This window comes from Mesorhizobium sp. M7A.F.Ca.CA.004.04.2.1, assembly GCF_004022825.1.
Lineage (GTDB): Bacteria > Pseudomonadota > Alphaproteobacteria > Rhizobiales > Rhizobiaceae > Mesorhizobium.
Window position 1 is genome coordinate 1 of the sequence record NZ_RZPH01000389.1, and the last position, 5,177, is coordinate 5,177.

Sequence of the window (5,177 nt, forward strand, 5' to 3'; positions counted from 1 at the left end):
GTTCTGCAAGGCGAAGGCCGCCTGCTTGCCGCCCTTGACGTCGAGACAGATCAGTGTCGAGCCGCCCGACATCTGCTTCTTGACGATGTCGGCCTGCGGATGGTCGGCGCGGCCGGGATAGATGACGCGGGCGATTTCCGGCCGCTCGGCCAGGAAATCCGCGATCCGGCCGGCACTTTCCGTCTGCTGGCGCACGCGCAGCGGCAGCGTTTCCAGGCCTTTCAGCAGCGTCCAGGCGTTGAAGGGTGACAGGCTTGGGCCAGTATGGCGGAAATAGTCGTGCAGGTTCTCGTCGATCCACTTCTTGTCCGACAGGATGACGCCGCCGAGACAGCGCCCCTGGCCGTCTATGTGCTTGGTCGCCGAATAGACGACGATATGGGCGCCGAGCTGCAAGGGCTTCTGCTGCAGGGGCGTGGCGAAGACATTGTCGACGATCAGCCTTGCGCCGATCGAATTGGCAAGCGAAGCGACAGCGGCGATATCGACCACTTCCAGCGTCGGATTGGTCGGGCTTTCCAGGAAGAACAGCTTGGTGTTCGGCTTGACCGCCTTTTCCCAGTTGGCGATGTCGGTGCCGTCGACCAGCGTCGCCTCGATGCCGTATCTCGGCGCCAGCGTCTCGACCACCCAGCGGCAGGAGCCGAACAGCGCACGTGCCGCCACGATATGGTCGCCGGCCTTGGCGCTGCACAGAAGGGCGGCCGTCACCGCCGCCATGCCCGACGCGGTGGCGCGCGCGTCTTCGGCGCCTTCCAGGGCGCACATGCGTTTTTCGAACATGTCGACGGTCGGATTGGCGTAGCGCGAATAGATGAAGCCCGGTTCCTCACCCTTGAAACGGGCTTCGGCGGCCTGCGCCGTTTCGTAGACATAGCCCTGGGTGAGGTAGATCGCTTCCGACGTTTCGCCGAAACCGGAACGCAGCGTTCCGCTGTGCACGAGTGCCGTCTGAGGCTTCCAGTTGTGCTTCTTGGTGCTCATCGCTTTTCTTCCAGACACAAAAAAACCGGCCGCGAAAGTCGCAACCGGTCCATACGGCCTTGCGGCCCGACGGTCCTTTAGCGACTTGTTTAACGTGGCTGCAAGCCGACCGGCCAAATCACCACGGGATAACGACCCTTTAGACCCGCGCCACGCTTGCGTCAATTGCCGGCTTCATTAAGAGGTTTGTACCAAGCAGGTTCCGCAAAAGTGTTCCACGGTTTTGCGACCAGAACCTGCGACAAGAAAAACGTCTGACCTAGGAGCGGAGCCTTGCGGCAGACAGGCATTCTTCCCGATCAGGACATATCGGCGCTGTTCCAGTCCGGCGCGCTGAAGTCGGCGCGTGCGCTCGACGCCGACCAGATCCAGCCGGCCAGTCTCGACCTCAGGCTCGGCGACAAGGCCTGGCGGGTGCGGGCCTCCTTCCTGCCCGGCCCCAACCACAAGGTCTCGGAAAAGCTCGACCGGCTGCAGCTGCACGAGATCAGTCTTGCCGAGGGCGCGGTGCTGGAGACCGGCTGCGTCTATATCGTGCCCTTGCTTGAAAGCCTGGCATTGCCGGCTGATATTTCGGCCTCGGCCAATCCGAAGAGCTCGACCGGGCGGCTCGACATCTTCACCCGGGTCATGACCGATCGCGGCCACGAGTTCGACAAGATCGCTGCCGGCTATCACGGCCCGCTGTTTCTGGAAGTCAGCCCCCGCACCTTCCCGATCGTCGTGCGCACCGGCTCACGCCTGTCGCAAATCCGCTTCCGCACCGGCAATGCGCTGCTCTCGGAAGCCGAGCTGCACGAGTTGCATCGCGCGCAGACGCTGGTCGCCACCGAGCCGCCGAACATTTCCGGCGGCGGCATCGCGCTGTCGATCGACCTCAACGGCGATCAGAACGGGCTGGTCGGCTATCGCGGCAAGCATCACACCGGCCTCGTCGATGTCGACAAGCGCGCGGCGCAGGAAGTCGTCGACTTCTGGGAGCCGATCCACAAGAGCGGCGCCGGCGAACTGGTGCTCGACCCCGACGAGTTCTACATCCTCGTCAGCCAGGAGGCGGTGCACGTACCGCCGCTCTACGCCGCCGAGATGACGCCCTTCGATCCGCTGGTCGGAGAGTTCCGCGTCCACTATGCCGGCTTCTTCGATCCGGGCTTTGGCCATTCCGCGTCCGGCGGCACCGGCAGCCGGGCGGTGCTGGAAGTGCGCAGCCACGAAGTGCCGTTCATTCTCGACCATGGCCAGATCGTCGGCCGGCTGGTCTACGAACACATGCTGAAGCGGCCGCAGGCCCTCTACGGCACCGATCTCGGCTCCAACTACCAGGCGCAGGGCCTGAAGCTGTCCAAGCATTTCCGCGCCGCGCGCTGACCTCATTGCCCCAAGGCAAAATACTTGCCTGTACCGGCGCGCCATGCTTGGCTGCCTTGCCGCCCGTCAAGATGCCGGCGTTCAAGGGGAACCAAGAAAATGCAGATTTCAAAATGGATCGTATCGGCAGCGGGCGCTGCCATGCTGGTGATGGCTGCCGGCTCTTTGTCGGCGCAGGCAGCTGAAAAAATCAAGATCGGCACGGAGGGCGCCTATCCGCCGTTCAACACCATTACCGCTGACGGCAAGGTCGAAGGCTTCGACATCGACATCGCCAATGCACTATGCGCGCAGATGAAGGTCGAGTGCGAGATCGTCACGCAGGACTGGGACGGCATCATTCCCGCCTTGCAGGCGAAGAAATTCGACGCCATCATCGCCTCGATGAGCATCACCGAGGAGCGCAAGAAGCAGGTCGCCTTCACCAACAAATATTATACGACACCGCTGGCTCTGGTGGCGCCGAAGGACAGCGATCTCACCTCGACCGAACCACCGGCACTGGCCGGCAAGACGGTCGGCGCCCAGGCTTCGACCACGCAGGCCGACTATGCCCAGAATGAGTATGGCAAGGCAGGCGCGGAGGCAAAGCTCTATCCGACCCAGGAAGAGGCGATCACCGACCTGACCAACGGTCGTCTTGACGCCGTGATCTCGGACAAGTTCGTGCTGATGGACTGGCTGAAGAAGGCAAGCGACGGCTGCTGCAAGCTGGTCGGCGACGTCAAGGGCACCGAAACGCAAGCCGGCATTGCCGTGCGCCTGGAAGACACGGCCCTGCGCGACAAGCTCAACGCGGCCATCGATGCGATCGTTGCCGACGGCACCTACAAGAAGATCCAGGCCAAGTATTTCGACTTCGATATTTATTGAGGCTGGGCGCTTCTTCCCTTCTCCCCTTGTGGGAGAAGGTGTCGCCGAAGGCGGCGGATGAGGGGTGTTCCAGGGAACGCAAACGTCTTATTTCGCTGGAACACCCCTCATCCGTCTCGGCGCTAACGCGCCGATCCACCTTCTCCCACAAGGGGAGAAGGAAAAAGGCGCTACCTCAAAGCGCCTTCACAGCCACCTTCACCGGCTTTTCGATCTCCAGCGGATTGCGCAGCGGCAGGCCGAAGTCCCCGGCCTCGATCTCGAACACATCGCCGGCCTCGGTCCTGATGCCGTCGGCGAAAGAGAGCGTGGCCGTGCCGAACATATGCACATGCACGTCGCCCGGCTGGCGGAAGGCCGCGTATTTGAAATGGTGATGTTCGAGATTGGCGATGGTGTGCGACATGTTCGCTTCGCCGGACAGGAACGGCTTTTCCCACAGCACCTCGCTGTCACGCACGATGCGCGAGGTGCCGCGGATATCGGGCGGCAGGTCGCCGATCAGGATTTCCGGACCGAACGAGGCGTTGCGCAGCTTGGAATGGGCGAGGAACAGATAGTTCACGCGCTCGGTGACGTGGTCGGAAAACTCGTTCGACAGCGTGAAGCCGACGCGGAAAGGTGCGCCGTCGTCGCCGATGACATAGATGCCGGCCACCTCGGGCTCTTCGCCGGCGTCCTTGGCAAAGGCCGGTGACAGAAGTGCGGCACCTGGCGCCACCGCCATCGTGCCGTTGCCTTTGTAGAACCATTCCGGCTGCACGCCGATCTGGCCATTCGCCGGCTTGCCGCCCTCCAGCCCCATGCGAAACATCTTCATGGAATCGGTGAGCTGCTCCTCGCCGTCGGCGCTCAGCTTCTTGTGCATGGAATCGCGCGTCGCGGCGGAGCCGAGATGCGTCAGCCCGGTGCCGGTCAGGTGCAGATGCGCCGGATCAGGGTGATTGATCGGCGACAGCAGCCGCCCCTTCTTGTAAGCGGCCTCGAGATCGACCGTCTCGCCAAGCCCCTTGCGTTCGATCAGCGCGACGAGGCCGACGCCGGTGCGGGCGGCCTCCATCGCCAGCGAATAGACGCTGCGGGCGCCATTGATGATCCGGGTCTTGCCGCCATTGCGGGCGACGACGCGGATGGTCTCGGCGTCGTCGAGGATCTGGGAGATCAGCATGATGAATCCTCTCTCATTTGCCTTGGCAGGACTGCCAAAACGGCAGACCTTACTCAGCGCGGCCGGGACCTCGTCCATGCCACGGTTTAAATTCTCAGTTCGGATTGCGCTCGCGGGCCTGGTCCCTCAGGGACTTCTGTTACCGGCGGGTTGCCGGCAGCGCCGCGATCGTATGCCTCCTGCTTGCCTCGCCTAGAGCAGTTCACCGTTTCACGGAAACGGCGAACCGCTCTAACTCATTGTCTTGGCGCAATTCCAGGCGGAAAACCGTTTCACATTTTCCTGGAATTGCTCTTAAGCCCGTTCAAGCCTTGTTCTTGTTGTAGACGTCGAAGATCACGGCACCGAGCAGCACCAGGCCTTTGACCACCTGCTGCCAGTCGACATTGACGCCCATAATCGACATGCCGTTGTTCATCACGCCCATGATGAAGCCGCCGACCACCGCGCCGATGACCTGACCGACGCCGCCCATCGCCGAGGCGCCGCCGATGAAGACGGCGGCGATGACGTCGAGCTCGCTGCCGAGGCCCGCGGCCGGCACCGCCTGTCCCAGTCGCGCCGCGATGATCAGGCCGCCGAGCGCCGACAGCACGCCCATATTGATGAACACCATCAGCGTCAGCCGCTCGGTGTTGATGCCTGAAAGCTGCGCGGCCTTGGAATTGCCGCCCATGGCATAGATACGGCGGCCGATGGTCATGCGCTTGGTGACGAAGACGAACAGCGAGATCAGCACGCCCATGACGAGCAGCACCACCGGCAGGCCCCTGTAGCTGGCGCA

Annotated in this window: 4 protein-coding genes, 1 pseudogene and 1 riboswitch; of the genes and pseudogenes, 2 read left to right on the forward strand and 3 right to left on the reverse strand. The window is 62.8% G+C overall.

Going from position 1 to position 5,177, the window contains the following annotated elements:
- Positions 1 to 984: aminotransferase class I/II-fold pyridoxal phosphate-dependent enzyme (locus EN893_RS18045; protein ID WP_128361680.1), on the reverse strand; the 984-nt coding region annotated here is incomplete at its 3' end.
- Between the two features lie 57 nt (positions 985 to 1,041).
- Positions 1,042 to 1,119, reverse strand: a riboswitch (SAM riboswitch).
- A 138-nt stretch (positions 1,120 to 1,257) separates the two neighbouring features.
- Between EN893_RS18045 and EN893_RS18050 the strand changes: the two genes are divergently transcribed.
- Together EN893_RS18050 and EN893_RS18055 are read left to right on the forward strand one after the other, a co-directional pair.
- Positions 1,258 to 2,352 (forward strand): 2'-deoxycytidine 5'-triphosphate deaminase, encoded by a 1,095-nt coding sequence (locus EN893_RS18050; RefSeq protein ID WP_127272666.1) that lies wholly within the window; start codon positions 1,258 to 1,260, stop codon positions 2,350 to 2,352.
- 99 nt (positions 2,353 to 2,451) lie between these two features.
- Positions 2,452 to 3,225 (forward strand): ABC transporter substrate-binding protein, encoded by a 774-nt coding sequence (locus EN893_RS18055; protein WP_127266706.1) that lies wholly within the window; start codon positions 2,452 to 2,454, stop codon positions 3,223 to 3,225.
- A gap of 175 nt (positions 3,226 to 3,400) precedes the next feature.
- Here EN893_RS18055 and araD1 read toward each other — a convergent pair whose 3' ends face one another.
- Together araD1 and EN893_RS18065 are read right to left on the reverse strand one after the other, a co-directional pair.
- The gene (gene araD1 / locus EN893_RS18060) at positions 3,401 to 4,393 is read right to left on the reverse strand and encodes an AraD1 family protein (protein ID WP_127266707.1); all 993 of its coding nucleotides are present in this window, start codon (positions 4,391 to 4,393) and stop codon (positions 3,401 to 3,403) included.
- A 304-nt stretch (positions 4,394 to 4,697) separates the two neighbouring features.
- Positions 4,698 to 5,177 (reverse strand): annotated as a pseudogene (locus tag EN893_RS18065) (sugar ABC transporter permease); the annotation flags it as partial.